Genomic DNA, 15,523 nt, shown 5'->3' on the forward strand with positions numbered 1-15,523 from the left:
GCTCACCCTCTTGAACAAATCCTGTAAAAAACAAAAACCGGGGCACAAGGCCCCGGCTGCTGTCCTGCGAAGCGATCAGACGCGTTCGAAGACAGTGGTGATACCCTGACCCAGGCCGACACACATGGTCGCAACACCCAGCGTACCGCCATTCTGCTTCATGACGTTGAGCAGAGTGCCGGAAATCCGCGCACCGGAGCAACCGAACGGGTGACCCAGGGCGATGGCGCCGCCGTGCAGGTTAACCTTCTGATCCATCTTGTCGAGCACTTTCAGATCCTTCAGCACTGGCAGGGCCTGTGCGGCGAAGGCTTCGTTGAGCTCGAAGAAATCGATGTCGGCGATGGTCAGACCCGCGCGCTTGAGGGCTTTCTGAGTCGAAGGCACCGGCCCATAACCCATGATCGCCGGATCCACACCGGCTACTGCCATCGAACGAATCACGGCCAATGGCTGGATGCCGAGGTCCATGGCACGCTGGCCGGACATGACGATCATGCACGAGGCACCGTCGGTGATCTGCGACGAGGTGCCAGCGGTGACAGTGCCACCCTTGGGGTTGAACGCCGGCTTGAGCGCAGCGAGGCCCTCGAGGGTGGTCTCGGGGCGAATGGTTTCGTCGTAGTCAAAGACCTTGAGGAAGCCGTTCTCGTCGTAGCCCTGCATCGGGATGATCTCATCCTTGAACTTGCCCTCGACCGTGGCCTTGTGGGCCAACTGGTGCGAACGCAGGCCGAACAGGTCCTGCTGCTCACGGGTGATGCCATGCATCTTGCCGAGCATCTCCGCAGTCAGGCCCATCATCCCGGAAGCCTTGGCAGCGTGCAAGGACAGGTGTGGGTTCGGGTCGACGCCGTGCATCATGCTGACGTGCCCCATGTGCTCGACACCACCGATCACGAATACATCGCCGTTGCCGGTCATGATCGCCTGGGCAGCGGTGTGCAGCGCGCTCATCGACGAGCCGCACAGGCGGCTGACGGTCTGCGCAGCGGAAGTGTGCGGGATCGGGGTCATCAGCGACGCCATGCGCGCGATGTTCCACCCCTGCTCCAGGGTCTGGTTGACGCAGCCCCAGATCACATCCTCGACCTCTTTCGGATCGACCTTGTCGTTGCGCTCCAGCAGCTTGCTGATCAAGTGCGCCGACATGTCCTCGGCACGGGTGTTGCGGTGCATGCCACCCTTGGAACGGCCCATCGGCGTGCGACCGAAGTCGACAATCACCACGTCTCTTGGATTCAGGCTCATATCAATAATCTCGCTCTAGCTCGTGGCCGTTCAGTTGAAGAAGCGCTGGCCGTTCTTGGCCATTTCACGCAGCTTCGCAGTCGGGTGGTACAGCGGACCCAGATCGGCGTACTTGTCGGCCAGGGCAACGAACTCGGCGACACCGATCGAATCGATGTAGCGCAGCGCACCACCGCGGAAAGGAGGGAAACCGATGCCGTAGACCAGGCCCATGTCCGCCTCGGCTGCAGTTTCGACGATGCCATCTTCCAGGCAACGCACGGTCTCCAGGCACAGCGGCACCATCATCCAGTTGATGATGTCCTCGTCACTGACTTCACGCTGCTCGAAGATCACCGGCTTGAGCACGTCCAGCACGGACGCATCGGCGACTTTCTTCGGCTTGCCGCGCTTGTCGGTCTCGTAGGCATAGAAGCCCTTGCCGTTCTTCTGACCCAGGCGATTGGCTTCGTACAGGGCGTCGACGGCGGAGCGGCGGTCGTCCTTCATGCGGTCCGGGAAGCCTTCTGCCATCACGTCACGGCCATGGTGGCCGGTGTCGATGCCGACCACGTCCATCAAGTAGGCCGGGCCCATCGGCCAGCCGAACTTTTCCATGACCTTGTCGATACGCACGAAATCGACGCCTGCGCTGACCAGCTTGGCGAAGCCACCGAAATACGGGAACAGTACGCGGTTGACCAGGAAGCCCGGGCAGTCGTTGACCACGATCGGATTCTTGCCCATTTTCTTGGCGTAGGCCACGGTGGTGGCGACAGCCACTTCACTGGACTTCTCGCCACGAATGACTTCGACCAGCGGCATCATGTGCACCGGGTTGAAGAAGTGCATGCCAACGAAGTTTTCCGGACGCTTGAGCGCCTTGGCCAGCAAGTTGATCGAAATGGTCGAGGTGTTCGACGCCAGAATCGCATCTTCCTTGACCTGCCCTTCCACCTCGGCCAGCACCGCCTGCTTGACCTTCGGGTTCTCGACCACAGCCTCGACGACGATGTCGACGTTGGCGAAATCGCCATACGACAAGGTCGGGCGAATGGCGTTGAGAGCTTCGGCCATCTTCGCCGGGGTCAGGCGGCCTTTCTCGACGCGCTTGCCCAGCAGCTTGGACGCTTCGTTAAGGCCCAGCTGGATAGCTTCCTCGCGGATATCCTTCATCAGGATCGGCGTGCCCTTGACCGCCGACTGGTAGGCGATACCGCCGCCCATGATGCCGGCGCCGAGTACGGCGGCCTGCTTCACGTCACGAGCGATCTCGTCGTGGGCCTTGGCTTTGCGCTTGAGTTCCTGATCGTTCAGGAACAGGCCGATCAGGCTCTCGGCGACCGAGGTTTTGGCCAACTTGGCAAAACCGGCAGCTTCGACTTCCAATGCCTTGTCACGGCCAAAGTTGGCGGCCTTCTGGATGGTCTTGATGGCTTCGACCGGGGCCGGGTAGTTCGGGCCGGCTTGACCGGCGACAAAACCCTTGGCGGTTTCGAAGGCCATCATCTGCTCGATGGCATTGAGTTTGAGTTTCTCGAGCTTGGGCTGACGCTTGGCCTTGTAGTCCAGCTCACCGGCGATGGCGCGCTTGATCAGGTCCAGAGCACCGGCCTGCAGCAGTTCAGGCGCGACCACGGCATCGACGGCACCCACTTTCAGGGCGTCTTCGGCGCGGTTTTCCTTGCCCGAGGCGATCCACTCGATGGCATTGTCCGAGCCGATCAGACGCGGCAGGCGAACGGTGCCGCCAAAGCCTGGGTAGATGCCCAGCTTGACTTCCGGCAGGCCGATCTTGGCGCTGCTGGACATGACGCGGTAATCCGCCGCCAGGCACATTTCCAGGCCGCCGCCCAGGGCGATGCCGTTGATGGCCACGACGGTCGGCACCGCGAGGTCTTCGAAGTCGCTGAAGATACGGTTGGCTTCCAGGTTGCCGGCCACCAGCTCGGCCTCGGGCAGCTTGAAATTGTCGACGAATTCGGTGATGTCGGCACCGACGATGAACACGTCCTTGCCGCTGCTGACGATCACACCCTTGATGGAAGCGTCGGCCTTGATGGTATCCACGGCCTGACGCAGCTCGTTCAGGGTAAGGCGGTTGAATTTGTTGACGGACTCACCCTTGAGGTCGAACTTCAGTTCGACGATGCCGCTTTCAAGAGCCTTAACCGTGATGGCTTTACCTTCGTAAATCATCAACTGATCTCCACGATATGGAAGCTGAACTGTACACGCCGATCACTGGCAGGAAGGCAATCTTCAAGCCCTCCCCCAGGCACACCCGTCAGCGCGATAGTCGGGATTCTGTACGAGCGATGTGAACATACAAACGCTCAATTCATACGCCCGTTTGATTTGGGTACGCACACATTCTCCGAAAAGGTCGGCGTTGTCAAATGCTCGAAAGCACCCGGAAAACGCGACTTTCCAGTCATTTTGTAACACCAGGGGATAAAGCATGATGACAGTGATTGTCGATCATTCATGTCGACGATCGGCCAATGGCTGGTGGGGTTAACTGCGCTGCCAGCCTGCTGATTTTTCATGCACACATTCGAGACAAGGGTCTACACTGCCCTCGAATCGAATGTTTTCCCGGCCTGCCTGGCCAGCTTCACCACTGTGGGATCAGGGTTGCCCTGCTCCCACTTTTTTTTGCGCCTGCCTCAGGCGAGGGTTTCGAGGGTGTGGGCAATATCCTGCAATACAGATTTTTCCCCGCGCTCGCTCCAGTACAAGGCGATCATGCGGGTATCGGCCTCCACCTTGTAGACGTTGGCCGGCAACCGCGCAAAACACTCCGCCAGACGCGGCTCCTCGCACGGCTCACGCCATTTGTTCCACCACACTCCCGGGCTGACCTGCCAATAGCACCAGCTATCCTCACGCCCCTTGCGCCGGCCTCGGTGATACTGCGGACACGGGCTTGGGGGCTCGCTTTGCAGCCAGTGCGGCCACTGCTGGGGCGCCAGTTGCATGGCCAGGCCCATGCGTCGCCCCTCCAGGCGCAAACTCATCTGTTCGCTCTGCTTGCGCGACGGTCGCAACCAGGCCAACGGGCTGAGAATCAGCGCAAGGATTGACACCACCAGCCATACCGTCATATCTGTAGTTCCCATAAAGCGTTGCAAATGAGCGGGTTAGTCTTTTTCACGCAAGACCTGCCAGAAAGCGACCATACTTTCACTATTGCGATTGTCAGGAGTGCCGCTCATGTCCTACGAACATCTTCTGGTTGCCGTCGACCTGACCGAGGAATGCGACCCGGTGATCAAGCGTGCCATGAAGCTCGCCGAACCCAACGGAGCCAAGGTTTCCCTGGTGCATATCGTCGAGCCGATGGCCATGGCATTTGGTGGCGACGTGCCGATGGACCTGTCGCAACTGCAGCAACAGCAGTTCGACCAGGCCAAGGAACGCATGGATCGCCTGTTCAACAAATATCCAGACATCAATCGCGGCGATTCGCACCTGATCTACGGCCAGCCGCGCCAGGAAATCCACCAACTGGCCAAGGATCAGAAGTGCGACCTGATCGTGGTCGGCAGCCATGGCCGCCATGGTCTGGCGCTGCTATTGGGTTCTACGGCCAATGACGTGCTGCATGGGGCACCGTGCGATGTACTGGCGGTGCGCTTGCAGAAGAAAGAATGATATAGCCCGAGCCGGCCCTATCGCTGCGACTTGTCCCGCGATAGGGCCGGCTCGATCGACTCAACCTTCCAGCTCGGCCCAGCGCTCGACCAGCACATCCAGCTCAGCCTGCAACTTCTCGAGCTTGGCCAGTACGTCCGACGTTTCGCCAATCGGCCGCTGATAGAAGCCAGGCGCGTTCACCTCTTCCTGCAGCACCGCCATCTTCTGCTCCAGCGCATCGATCTGCCCAGGCAGCATCTCCAGCTCACGCTGCAGTTTGTAGCTCAGCTTTTTCTTGCTGCTGTCGGCCACCACAGGCGCCACGGGCTCCGGGGCGACCTCGACCGCAACCTTCTCGACCACGGCACTGTTGAGCTCGGACTTGCCGCCCTTGCTCTCGGTCACGCCCAGCAGTTTCGGCGAGCCCCCCTGGCGGATCCAGTCTTCATAGCCACCCACGTACTCACGCACCTTGCCCTCACCCTCGAACACCAGGGTGCTGGTGACCACGTTGTCGAGGAAGGCCCGGTCGTGGCTGACCATCAGTACCGTGCCCTTGAAGTTGGACAGCACTTCCTCGAGCAGCTCGAGCGTCTCGACGTCCAGGTCGTTGGTCGGCTCGTCCAGCACCAGCAAGTTGGCCGGTTTGCTGAACAGCTTGGCCAGCAACAGACGCGCACGTTCACCACCAGACAGCGCCTTGACCGGCGTGCGTGCACGCTGGGGGCTGAACAGGAAGTCGCCGAGGTAGCTCAGCACGTGGCGATTCTGACCATCGATCTCGATGAAGTCGCGACCTTCGGCGAGGTTGTCGATCACCGTCTTCTCAAGGTCGAGCTGGTGACGCATCTGGTCGAAGTAGGCCACCTCCAGCTTGGTGCCGCGATCGACCTTGCCGGCGGTCGGCTCCAGGTCACCCAGCATGAGCTTGAGCAAGGTGGTCTTGCCGGTGCCGTTGGCGCCGAGCAGGCCGATACGGTCCTGGCGCTGCAGGACCATGGAGAAATCCTTGACCAGCTTCGGCCCCTGAGGGTGCGCGAAGCTGACGTTTTCCAGCACCATCACCTGCTTGCCGGACTTGTCGGCGACCTCGATCTGGATGTTCGCCCTGCCCTGGCGCTCGCGACGCTCGCTGCGCTCCACGCGCAGGGCCTTGAGGGCACGCACACGACCTTCATTACGGGTACGCCGGGCCTTGATGCCCTGGCGGATCCAGACCTCTTCCTGGGCCAGGCGCTTGTCGAACAGCGCGTTGGCAGTTTCCTCGGCGGCCAACGCGGCCTCCTTGTGCACCAGGAAGCTGGCGTAGTCGCCGTTCCAGTCAATCAGCCCGCCGCGGTCCAGCTCGAGGATCCGCGTGGCCAGGTTCTGCAGGAACGAGCGGTCGTGAGTGATGAACAACACGGCGCCGTTGAAGCCGCTCAGGGCCTCTTCGAGCCAGGCGATGGCACCGATGTCCAGGTGGTTGGTCGGTTCGTCGAGCAGCAGCAGGTCAGGCTCGGACACCAGCGCCTGGGCCAGCAGCACGCGACGGCGCCAGCCGCCGGACAGCTCGGCGAGGGTCTTGTCGGCCGGCAGTTGCAGGCGGCTCAGGGTGCTCTCCACGACCTGCTGCAGACGCCAGCCGTCGCGGGCCTCCAGCTCATGCTGGACATGCATCAGCTTGTCCAGGTCGGCATCATTCTGGATGTTCTGGCTCAGGTGGTGATATTCGGCGAGCAGCGCACCGACGCCGTCGAGGCCCTCGGCGACCACATCGAACACGCTGCGATCGTCGGCCACCGGCAATTCCTGCGGAAGCTCACCTATCTTCAGTGCCGGCGCACGCCAGATTTCCCCTTCGTCGGGTTTCTGTTCACCCTTGACCAGGCGCAACATGCTCGACTTGCCGGTGCCGTTACGGCCGATAATGCACACCCGCTCGCCACGGGCGATCTGCCAGGACACTTTGTCCAGCAGCGGCATGGCGCCGAACGCGAGGGACACATCGCTGAATTTGAGCAGGGTCATGATCATCTCCAAAAACCGGGCGCGCATTCTACCTGACTTTCACGCCTACTTCGCCCCTGCGTGACATTCCGGGTGCGATGGCAGCGAGCGCTTGGCGACGCGTGGTCGGTGTTAACGATTCGATACAAGCACAGTGCTTTCATCCATCGCCGGCAAACGGCTAAGCTAAGGAAACTAGATTTCAACAGTGCTGGCTTCGCCGTCACTTTTCATGGTTCAACTGCCCGGACGTATCATGCGCAGCCGCCTGTTCCAATTCGTTTCCTGCCTGGTGCTCACCGCCACGACCGCGAGTGCTGCACAGGCAATCGACATCACCCAGCAGCGCCAGTACTACGACGAGGCCAAGCGTGCCCTCGCCAAAGGCGACAAGGGTCCCTACCTGCGGTATGCCCAAGCGCTCAGCGACTATCCGCTCACACCCTACCTGGCCTACGACGAACTCACCGCGCGGCTGAAGACTGCCAGCAACGAGGAAGTCGAAGGCTTCCTCGCCAAACACGGTGACCTGCCCCAGGCCAACTGGATGAAACTGCGCTGGTTGCGCTGGCAGGCCGAACGCGGCGACTGGAAGACCTTCGCCAAATACTACGACCCGAAGCTGAACTTCACCGAACTGGATTGCCTCAACGGCCAGTACCAGTTGACCAACGGCCTGCGCGCCGAAGGTTTCGCCACTGCCGAAAAACTGTGGAACGTCGGCAAGTCGCAACCTGCGGCCTGCGACACCTTGTTCGGCCTGTGGGCCGCAGAAGGCCAGCTCACCGAGGCCCGCCGCTGGCAGCGTGCGAAACTGGCGGCCGAGGCGCGCAACTACAGCCTGGCCAACAACCTGGTGCAAACGCTCACCACACTCGGCCCGCAAGGCAAGCTGCTGATCGATGTGGCGCAGAAACCCGAGCTGCTCAAGCAGCCTTCGCGCTTCATGCCGGTCAACGAAGCGATGTCCGATGTGGTCAGCCTCGGCCTGCGCCGCCTGGCGCGGCAGGATCCCGAGCAAGCCATGGCACTGCTCGACGACTACGCCCAGCGCATGCATTTTTCCCGCGACGAGAAGGTCGCCATCGCCCGCGAGATCGGCCTCACGCTCGCACGGCGCTACGATCCGCGCGCCCTCGACCTGATGACCCGCTACGACCCGGAACTGCGCGACAACACCGTCAGCGAATGGCGCATGCGCCTGCTGCTGCGTCTCGGGCGCTGGGAAGAAGCCTACGAACTGAGCCGCCGCCTGCCCCAGGACCTGGCCGACAGCAGCCGCTGGCGCTACTGGCAGGCACGCAGCCTGGAGCTGGCACAACCCAACAACCCGCAGATCCCGCTGCTCTACAAGAACGTCTCGCGTGAGCGCGACTTCTATGGTTTTCTTGCTGCCGATCGCGCGCAAACACCGTACCAGCTCAACAACAAGCCCCTGGTACTGAGCCAGCAGTTGATCAACAAGGTGCGTAACACCCCCGGCGTGCGCCGCGCCCTGGAGTTCCACGCCCGTGGCCAGATTGTCGAGGGGCGCCGCGAGTGGTACCACGTCAGCCGCCACTTCAACCGTGACGAAATGGTCGCCCAGGCCCGCCTGGCCTACGACCTGCGCTGGTACTTCCCGGCTATCCGCACCATCAGCCAGGCTAAGTACTGGGACGACCTGGACATCCGCTTCCCGATGGCCCACCGCGACACCCTGGTGCGCGAAGCCAAAGTCCGCGGCCTGCACTCGAGCTGGGTATTCGCCATCACCCGTCAGGAAAGTGCCTTCATGGACGATGCCCGCTCGCCAGTAGGCGCCAGCGGCCTGATGCAACTGATGCCAGGAACCGCCAAGGAAACCGCGCGCAAGTTCAGCATCCCGCTGGCCTCGCCTGCGCAGGTACTCGATCCGGACAAGAACATCCAGCTCGGCGCCGCCTACCTGAGCCAGGTGCACGGCCAGTTCAACGGCAACCGCGTGCTGGCGTCGGCCGCCTACAACGCAGGCCCCGGTCGCGTACGTCAGTGGCTCAAGGGCGCCAAGCACCTGAGCTTCGATGTCTGGGTCGAGTCGATCCCGTTCGATGAGACACGTCAGTATGTGCAGAACGTGCTGTCGTACTCGGTGATCTATGGCCAGAAACTGAACGCACCACAACCGTTGGTGGACTGGCACGAACGCTACTTCGACGACATGTGATCCGGCCCAGGCCCTGTCGGAGCACCGACAGGGCCTCATGTCGGACCGGGTTAACTTTCGGTTAATCAGTCTGCTCCAGCATGGTGCACTCAATGCACTGCCAAGGCGTCGACATGCGTGTTCTCCTGCTCTTCCTGACATTCCTGCTCGCCGGCCCGCTCCAGGCCAATCCCTTCGCTCCCAAGTCGGATTTCCTGCCGGTGAGTCAGGCTTTCGTCCTGAGCCAGGACCGCTTGCCTTCCGGGCAGATGCGCCTGTATTTCCAGATCAAGGATGGCTACTACCTCTACCAGAAGCGCCTGAAGTTCGACGGCATTCCCGTCGATCAGCAACCGCAACTGCCTGCGGCTCTCAACCATCATGACGAGTTCTTCGGCGACAGCGCCGTCTATCGCACCGAACTCGAGTTGCTGCTGCCCGCCAATGCCACTGGCGAACTGCGACTGGGCTGGCAGGGCTGCGCCGATGCCGGGCTGTGCTATCCACCGCAAACCACCGTGATCGACCTGGGCGGCCAGCCGGCTTCTGCTGCGCCAGCGGCACCGGATGGCGGACAAGCCAGCGACCAGGCCCTGGCCAGCGGCCTTCAGCACAGCAGCCTGGCCTGGAGCCTGCTGGCGTTCTTCGGCCTGGGTCTGCTGCTGGCCTTCACCCCCTGCTCGCTACCGATGCTGCCCATCCTCGCCGGGTTGGTCATGGGCAATGGTGCCAGTGCACGACGTGGCTGGATTCTGGCCGGCGTCTACGTTCTGAGCATGGCCTTGGTGTACGCCGCACTGGGTGTGGTCGCCGCGCTGCTCGGCGCCAGCCTGCAGGCCTGGCTACAGCAACCTTGGCTGCTGGGCAGCCTGGCCGGCCTGTTCGTGATCCTCGCCCTGCCGATGTTCGGGGCCTTCGAACTGCAACTGCCCGCCGCCGTGCGTGACCGCCTCGATCGTGCAGGCCAGGGAACGCGTGGCGGCAACCTGTATGGCGCAGCGTTGCTTGGCGCGCTCTCGGGCCTGCTGATGGGGCCGTGCATGACCGCGCCACTGGCCGGTGCGCTGCTCTATATCGCCCAGAGCGGCGATGTGGTTCAGGGTGCGCTGGTGCTGTTCAGCCTGGGGCTGGGCATGGGCGTACCACTGCTGTTGCTGGTCACCCTGGGCAACCGCTACCTGCCACGCCCTGGAGCTTGGATGAACCTGGTCAAGGGCGTGTTCGGCTTCGTCTTCCTGGCAATGGCGCTGTACACCCTGCGCAGCCTGCTGCCAGAACCACTGCTGCTGGCACTGGTCGGCGCCTGGCTGATTGCCCTGGCCTGGGCTGCATGGCCTGCCCTGCAGCGTCTGCCGGCGCTACGAGCCCTGCCGTTGCTGGGTGCGCTCTGGGGTGGCCTGTTGCTGGTCGGCGCTGCCGCGGGTGGCAGCGATCTGTGGCAACCGCTGCAGCCATTCACCGGTGGTGGCGCCGCGCCGATGAGCAGCGCCCATGACCAGCGGGTCATCACCATCGACAACCCGCAGGACCTGCAGCGCGAACTGGATGCCGCCAAAGCGCGCAACCAATGGGTGTTAGTCGACTACTACGCCGACTGGTGCGTATCGTGCAAAGTGATGGAGAAACAGGTATTTGCCCGCAGCGACGTGCAGGCCAGCCTCGACGGCGTGCAATTGCTGCGCCTGGATGTCACTGCCGACACCCCCGCCAGCCGCGCATTGCTGCAGCGCTACCAGGTTCCAGGCCCGCCCAGCCTGATCTGGATCGGCCCGGAAGGTGACGAGCGCCGTGCCCGACGCATCACCGGCGAAATCGACGCGGCAGCGTTCCTGCAACACTGGGCCCAGACCAGGAGTCAAGGTTGATGCTGACGGTAACCCTGGGGCCATTGACGATGGCCCTGAACCACCTGCTGCTGCTCAGTGCATTGGGCATCGCTTGCCTGGTCGGCTGGTGGGTGGCCCGCCGTGGCGGCGAAAGCCCCGAGTCGGCACTGTTCAATCTGTTTCTGGTCGGAGTCCTCAGCGCCCGTGCAGGCTTCGTCCTGGAGTACTGGGCGATGTACCGCGACGAGCCACTGCAGATCATCGACATTCGCGATGGCGGCTTCCAACTCTGGAGCGGCCTGGCGGGCATCGTCGCTGCTGCCTTGTGGCAAGGTCGACGCCGTCCGGGCCTGCGCCGGCCACTGGGCTGGGCACTGTTCAGCGGCGCCCTGTTCTGGGGGCTGGCAAGCCTGGGCAGCCACCTGTACAGCAAAGGCACCGAACTGCCCGATCTGAGCCTGCGCAACGCCAGCGGCGAGTCGGTGGCCCTGCACAGCTACCGCGGCACACCCCTGGTCATCAACATCTGGGCCACCTGGTGCCCACCGTGCCGACGGGAGATGCCCGTGCTGCAGCAGGCCCAGAGCGACTACCCCGACGTGACCTTCCTGTTCGTCAACCAAGGCGAAACACCCGAAAGCGTCAGTACCTTCCTTGCCACGACCGGCCTGAGCCTGAACCACGTGCTGTTCGACGGCAGTGGGCAACTGGCGCAACGGGTCGGCTCCATGGCCCTGCCCACCACTTTGTTTTACAACGCCGAGGGCCGCCTGGTCGGCAGCCATCTCGGCGAGCTGTCCCGCGCCAGCCTGCACAACGCCCTGGAACCTTTGAAGCGGGCCGTGGCGCCCGCCCCCGCCGTACAAGGAAAATGACATGCGACTGACTGCTCTCCTGCCCCTCTCCCTGGCCCTGCTCGTCGCGCCCCTGGCCCAAGCAGAGCCCTGGCCCAAGCCGATCCAGCAGATGGAGGCCAAGGGCGCGGTGATCAAGGGCACGTTCGACGCGCCCAATGGCCTGCGCGGCTATGCCGCCGAGTACCATAGCAACGGCATCGCCCTGTATCTGACCCCCGACGGCAAGCACGTGCTGGTTGGCAGCCTGTTCGATGAACAAGGCCAGGACCTGAGCGCCGAGCCATTGGACAAGCTGGTCTACACACCGATGAGCAAGGAAATCTGGGCGAAGATGGAAAAGACCGCCTGGATCCAGGACGGCAAGGCTGATGCGCCACGCATCGTCTACCTGTTCAGCGACCCCAACTGCCCGTACTGCAACATGTTCTGGCAACAGGCGCGGCCTTGGGTCGACTCGGGCAAGGTGCAATTGCGCCATATCATGGTCGGCATCATCCGTCCGGACAGCCCGGGCAAGTCCGCCGCGCTGTTGTCGGCAAAAGACCCTGCCAAGGCACTGCAAGATCACGAAAGCGCTGGCAAGGCCAGCACGCTCAAGGCACTGGACACCATTCCCGAACCCACACAGAAGCAACTCGCAGCCAACCAGGCGTTGATGGAAGAAATGGGGCTGGGCGCAACGCCTGCGATCTTCTACCAGGATGAACAGGGACAACTGCAAAGCCAACAAGGCGCGCCACGCCCGGAAATGCTCGGCAAGATTCTGGGCAAGCGCTGACCTGATAAATCTGTCAGGTGCGAGACCGACGCAGTCTCCCTAGACTCCTCTTATCGCACCCTCGCGGCCACGCGATCGGTGCGCAGGATGCGATGAGAAGAGGGATCGCCGATGCCTGCCATCAAGGCTGCACGCTACCATGCCGAAACACCGGACGTGACGGTGCTGTCCGGTGCAGCAGGCGCTACGGTGACGCTGCGCCTGCTGCGCTCCCCACAGGATGGAGCAGACATACCCGCAGCAAAACTGCTGCGTAACCGCACCCATGCAGAAGCACTGACCCGCACCGTCCGCCAGTTCGGTGCACGAGCATTGCAAGTATCGGCAGGCGCAACGACGCTGGCCGATGCCACGACGGTCGCCAGCCTCGGCGGCCGACAGTTGAAGCTGCACACCACCGACGGCGATACCTCACTGTCGCTTGATGATGCCACTGGTCGACCGCTGTGGACCTGCAACGCCCAGGGCACCCACCACACGCACACCTATGAAACCCCAGAACAAGGCGGGCGCAAGAGCGCGATCTTCGAGCACCCAGCCGCCGGCATCGCACGTATGCGCGAGCGCCTGGTGTATGCCCCAGCCACTGCTGCCGACCGCCAGCGCAACCTGGCAGGTGCCACGCTCAAGCATTTCGACAACGCAGGCCTGACCCACACAGCCTTGCTATCGCTCACCAGCAAACCTCTCGAAACCCGGCAACAGTTGTTGCAGCCTCACGCCGAACAACCCGATTGGGCTGGCAGCAGTGAGGGTGATCTGGAAGAGAACATACTGATCACCGTTAACCGATACAACGCAGTGGGCGATGTGCTGGTACGCACCAACGCAGCCGGGGTCACGAGTTCGAAGACACTGGACGTCAGTGGCGCAGTACGCCAGATACATTTGCGCCAGGGTGCCAAGGAGGCCATGGCGCTCGCGGCAGTCACGCGCAGGGCCGATGGCATGGTCATGGCGCAGACGTCTGGCAATGGCGTGGTCGACCTCTATGGCTACTCGCCCACCAGTCAGCGCCTGATTCAACATCGTACGCAGCGCCCAAGTGACCATGCGCTGGGCTATCTGCTGATCAGCGACCTGCACTATGGCTACGATCCCGCAGGCAACATCCTCACCCTCGATGACCAAGGTGCCGACCCTCAGTGGCATGACAACCACGAGTCCGACGGCCTGCGCGAATACGCCTACGACACCCTCTACCGCCTGGTCGAGGCCAGCGGGCGCGAGCGCAGCCCGGTCGGTGCCTACTGGTCGCCCTCGTTCGGAACGTCCGACCGCCAGGGCGGCATGGTCTGGACACCTTACAGCGAACGCTACGAATACGACGACGGTGACAACCTGATCACCTTGAGTCACAACGGTGGTGCCGGTCAGCGCACCCAGCACCTTCGTGTGTCGACCCAGAGCAACCGCGCAATGCCCGAGGGCCACGGGCTGGCACCAGACAACGACTTTCTGCCTGGCGGCCTGCAGAAACAACTGATCGATGGCCGGGCACTGGCTTGGTTGGCCGATCACCAGTTGGGCCAGGTGTCGCTGGTCAAACGCGCCAACGGAGCGGCGGATGATATCGAGCAATACCGCTACGCCAATGGCGGCACCCGCCGTCGCAAAATCAGTACGGTGCGCATGGCCAACGCAATCCAGACCACTCTGACGACCTACCTCGATGACTGCGAAGTACGCCTGCGCACGCTCGAAGGCCAGCCCCAGGCGCTCAAGCACGTCGTGATCAGCGAAGTCGAGGAGACGCGTTGGATTGAAAATCGCCTGAGTACCGAGGTTCACCTGCGCTATGGGTTTAGCGACCATCTGGGCAGCAGTGCGGGAGAAACGGACGAGGTGGGAAACATCGTCTCGCGTGAGGAATACGCCCCCTATGGCGAAACAGTTGGCCTGGATGAGCAAGCAGCGGAAGTCGGCGGATTAACCCAACGTACGTCGCGTCATGCCGGCAAGGAGCTCGATGCCAGCGGTCTTTACTACTACGGCTGGCGATACTATCAGACGGGGTTGGGCCGATGGCTGAGTGCCGATCCCGGTAGGCTTATTGATGGCCCGAATCTGTATCGGACGAATAGAAATAATCCTCTGCGCTTTCGTGACGCTACGGGGATGTCTCCAGCAGAGACCGTTATGACTATAGCCATAGAAATATTTGCCATCTGGCTGCTTCTGCTGAACATAGCGACGCTTATTACGAACAACCAACCCCTCTACTACCAGGTGAAAGATGCAGAGAGAAACGGAACATCACTGACAGCTCCCTTATGGAAGCACTGGAGAGAACCGGGTGGCCGCCTCCATGCTGCATCCAGCGGACTCAGGGTGCTTAACATCCTTAATGCGATTACTTTAATGTTCTTGGGCTGGATCTCCCCCGATGATTCCTCCGCGCGATATTTAACCATGTTTGGCGCCATCACATCGGTCGGAACCCAAAATCTTGCACAATATCGGGTGTTTATGAAACAACGTACAGCTGAACAAATTCGCCGTGCTCAGTTGGAATCTGAAGAGGCTCCCCCGTTCAGAAATGATGCTCAATCACCCGATAATCAAAACTCCGCGGGCGGCGAAAACTGTGTTCACCAATACGCCCCTAGCAGACCACACTCTCCCAGACTTGGGGAACAGCGCCCGGATACGCACGACGCTATAGAGAGGGTCGCCTTGCCCGCTCCATCGGCACATACCAACGCAGGAGAGGACTTCTCTGCACCGCAGCACCTCGCCATCAATATTGACGACCCAGATACAAATGATACTCAACAAGTACCGACGCTAGCTCGCACGCACAGCACATCGAGCGAAGAGAATACTCTCAACCTGGAGACACTGTTTCCTGACACCTCCGACGATGATTCAAACTCCAGCCGGCGCTCAAGCCTATCAAGTAACTCTTCGACGCTGTCAAGTAACTCTTCGACGGTAAGAAAAAACATGGGCGAACCCAAACGTAGAAAGAGCATCAACAAAGTACCGCGTTAAATACAGCACGACACCAGCGCGGCTTGCCCGCGCTGGTGTCGTGCCT

General features: G+C 61.8%; 10 protein-coding genes. 6 read left to right on the top strand and 4 right to left on the bottom strand.

Annotation, left to right across the window (positions count from 1 at the left end):
* Positions 1 to 75 precede the first annotated feature (75 nt).
* From fadA to AB688_RS19845, 3 genes are all read right to left on the bottom strand, one after another.
* Complete coding sequence (gene fadA / locus AB688_RS19835) at positions 76 to 1,251, bottom strand: acetyl-CoA C-acyltransferase FadA (protein WP_063545635.1); 1,176 nt, start codon at positions 1,249 to 1,251, stop codon at positions 76 to 78.
* Between the two features lie 30 nt (positions 1,252 to 1,281).
* Positions 1,282 to 3,429: a fatty acid oxidation complex subunit alpha FadB gene (gene fadB, locus AB688_RS19840; RefSeq protein ID WP_063545636.1), complete on the bottom strand. Its 2,148-nt coding sequence runs from the start codon at positions 3,427 to 3,429 to the stop codon at positions 1,282 to 1,284.
* A 470-nt stretch (positions 3,430 to 3,899) separates the two neighbouring features.
* Positions 3,900 to 4,337 carry a hypothetical protein gene (locus AB688_RS19845; protein ID WP_063545637.1) on the bottom strand — a complete coding sequence of 146 codons (438 nt, stop codon included), beginning with the start codon at positions 4,335 to 4,337 and terminating at the stop codon, positions 3,900 to 3,902.
* Between the two features lie 109 nt (positions 4,338 to 4,446).
* Between AB688_RS19845 and AB688_RS19850 the strand changes: the two genes are divergently transcribed.
* Positions 4,447 to 4,887 (top strand): universal stress protein, encoded by a 441-nt coding sequence (locus tag AB688_RS19850; protein ID WP_063545638.1) that lies wholly within the window; start codon positions 4,447 to 4,449, stop codon positions 4,885 to 4,887.
* Positions 4,888 to 4,947: 60 nt separating this feature from the next.
* Here the strand turns inward: AB688_RS19850 and AB688_RS19855 are convergent, their stop codons facing one another.
* Positions 4,948 to 6,879: an ATP-binding cassette domain-containing protein gene (locus tag AB688_RS19855; RefSeq protein ID WP_054894454.1), complete on the bottom strand. Its 1,932-nt coding sequence runs from the start codon at positions 6,877 to 6,879 to the stop codon at positions 4,948 to 4,950.
* 235 nt (positions 6,880 to 7,114) lie between these two features.
* Between AB688_RS19855 and AB688_RS19860 the strand changes: the two genes are divergently transcribed.
* The 5 genes from AB688_RS19860 to AB688_RS19880 all read left to right on the top strand — a co-directional run bounded on the left by AB688_RS19860 (position 7,115) and on the right by AB688_RS19880 (position 15,477).
* Entirely contained in the window at positions 7,115 to 9,043 is a 1,929-nt protein-coding gene (locus AB688_RS19860) for a transglycosylase SLT domain-containing protein (RefSeq protein ID WP_063545639.1), read from the top strand.
* A gap of 113 nt (positions 9,044 to 9,156) precedes the next feature.
* Positions 9,157 to 10,887, top strand: coding sequence for a protein-disulfide reductase DsbD (gene dsbD / locus AB688_RS19865; protein WP_063546843.1), 1,731 nt, complete (start codon positions 9,157 to 9,159; stop codon positions 10,885 to 10,887).
* A complete protein-coding gene (locus AB688_RS19870; RefSeq protein ID WP_063545640.1) occupies positions 10,887 to 11,723 on the top strand; it encodes a TlpA disulfide reductase family protein in 837 nt (278 codons plus the stop codon). Before dsbD ends, AB688_RS19870 begins: the two co-directional genes overlap by 1 nt.
* 1 nt (position 11,724) lies before the next feature.
* Positions 11,725 to 12,483 (top strand): thiol:disulfide interchange protein DsbG, encoded by a 759-nt coding sequence (gene dsbG / locus AB688_RS19875; protein ID WP_054894457.1) that lies wholly within the window; start codon positions 11,725 to 11,727, stop codon positions 12,481 to 12,483.
* A 111-nt stretch (positions 12,484 to 12,594) separates the two neighbouring features.
* A complete protein-coding gene (locus tag AB688_RS19880) occupies positions 12,595 to 15,477 on the top strand; it encodes an RHS repeat-associated core domain-containing protein (protein ID WP_063545641.1) in 2,883 nt (960 codons plus the stop codon).
* Positions 15,478 to 15,523 lie beyond the last annotated feature (46 nt).

This window comes from Pseudomonas putida (assembly GCF_001636055.1).
In the GTDB taxonomy this organism is placed as follows: domain Bacteria; phylum Pseudomonadota; class Gammaproteobacteria; order Pseudomonadales; family Pseudomonadaceae; genus Aquipseudomonas; species Aquipseudomonas machongensis.

Coding starts and splice junctions, on each gene's coding strand:
- fadA (WP_063545635.1), bottom strand. CDS start 1,251: ATGAGCCTGAATCCAAGAGACGTGGTGATTGTCGACTTCGGTCGCACG.
- fadB (WP_063545636.1), bottom strand. CDS start 3,429: ATGATTTACGAAGGTAAAGCCATCACGGTTAAGGCTCTTGAAAGCGGC.
- AB688_RS19845 (WP_063545637.1), bottom strand. CDS start 4,337: ATGACGGTATGGCTGGTGGTGTCAATCCTTGCGCTGATTCTCAGCCCG.
- AB688_RS19850 (WP_063545638.1), top strand. CDS start 4,447: ATGTCCTACGAACATCTTCTGGTTGCCGTCGACCTGACCGAGGAATGC.
- AB688_RS19855 (WP_054894454.1), bottom strand. CDS start 6,879: ATGACCCTGCTCAAATTCAGCGATGTGTCCCTCGCGTTCGGCGCCATG.
- AB688_RS19860 (WP_063545639.1), top strand. CDS start 7,115: ATGCGCAGCCGCCTGTTCCAATTCGTTTCCTGCCTGGTGCTCACCGCC.
- dsbD (WP_063546843.1), top strand. CDS start 9,157: ATGCGTGTTCTCCTGCTCTTCCTGACATTCCTGCTCGCCGGCCCGCTC.
- AB688_RS19870 (WP_063545640.1), top strand. CDS start 10,887: ATGCTGACGGTAACCCTGGGGCCATTGACGATGGCCCTGAACCACCTG.
- dsbG (WP_054894457.1), top strand. CDS start 11,725: ATGCGACTGACTGCTCTCCTGCCCCTCTCCCTGGCCCTGCTCGTCGCG.
- AB688_RS19880 (WP_063545641.1), top strand. CDS start 12,595: ATGCCTGCCATCAAGGCTGCACGCTACCATGCCGAAACACCGGACGTG.